Genomic DNA, 1,403 nt, shown 5'->3' with positions numbered 1-1,403 from the left:
ACCTTGCAACACATCCTGGAAGAGCTGGAGCGGCGTCGTGAACAGGCCCGCGCCGGGGGCGGCGAGAAGCGGGTGGCGAGCCAGCACGCCAAGGGCAAGCTGACGGCCCGCGAGCGGATCGACCTGCTGCTGGACGAAGGCTCGTTCGAGGAGTTCGACATGTTCGTCGAGCACCGGGGGACCGAGTTCGGCATGGCCGAGCAGAAGGTGCCCGGCGACGGGGTGGTCACCGGCTGGGGCACGATCAACGGCAAGGTCGTCTACGTCTTCTCCAAGGACTTCACGGTGTTCGGCGGCTCGCTGTCGGGCGCCCACGCGGCCAAGATCGTCAAGGTCCAGCGCCAGGCGATGAAGGCCGGCGCGCCGATCATCGGCCTGTTCGACGCCGGCGGCGCGCGCATCCAGGAGGGGGTCGACAGCCTGGCCGGCTATGCCGACATCTTCCTCGAAAACACCCTGGCCAGCGGCGTCATTCCGCAGATCAGCGTGATCATGGGCCCCTGCGCCGGCGGCGACGTCTATTCGCCGGCCATGACCGACTTCATCTTCATGGTGAAGGACACCAGCTACATGTTCGTCACCGGTCCTGACGTGGTGAAGACCGTCACCAACGAGGTGGTCACCGCCGAGGAACTGGGCGGGGCCCGCGTGCATGCCGCCAAGTCGGGCGTGGCCGAGGGGGCGTTCGAGAACGACCTGGAAGCCCTGACCCAGGTGCGCCGCCTGATCGACTTCCTGCCCTCGTCCAATCGCGAGAAGGCTCCGATCCGGACGAGCTTCGACGATCCCCATCGCCAGGAGGCCAGCCTCGACAGCCTGGTCCCCGCCGATCCGGGCAAGCCCTACGACATGAAGGAACTGATCCTGAAGATCGTCGACGAGGCCGACTTCTTCGAGATCTCGTCCGAGTGGGCCAGGAACATCGTCTGCGGTTTTGCCCGCATGGACGGCCAGACGGTCGGTATCGTCGCCAACCAGCCGCAGGTGCTGGCCGGCGTGCTCGACATCGATTCATCGCGCAAGGCCGCCCGCTTCGTGCGCTTCTGCGACGCCTTCGAGATCCCGATCGTCACCCTGGTCGACGTGCCGGGCTTCATGCCGGGCACCAAGCAGGAGTACGGCGGCCTAATCAAGCACGGGGCCAAGCTCCTGTTCGCCTATGCCGAGGCCACCGTGCCCAAGGTCACCCTGATCACCCGCAAGGCCTATGGCGGGGCCTATGACGTGATGAGCTCCAAGCACCTGCGCGGCGACTTCAACTACGCCTGGCCCACCGCCGAGATCGCGGTGATGGGGGCCAAGGGCGCGGTCGAGATCATCTTCCGCCAGGAGGCCAAGGACCCGCAGGCCCTGGCCGCCCGCGAGGCCGAATACAAGGACCGCTTCGCCAACCCGTTCGTGGC

Annotated in this window: 1 protein-coding gene; it reads left to right on the top strand. The window is 66.7% G+C overall.

The features are described from left to right. Window positions 1-3: 3 nt before the first annotated feature. Window positions 4-1,403: acyl-CoA carboxylase subunit beta (locus ACODR1_RS24750; RefSeq protein WP_488882812.1), on the top strand; the 1,400-nt coding region annotated here is incomplete at its 3' end.

The organism is Caulobacter sp. FG7 (assembly GCF_057808875.1).
The sequence above is the reverse complement of the archived record's forward strand: the minus strand, read 5'-3'. Positions and strand labels throughout refer to the sequence as shown.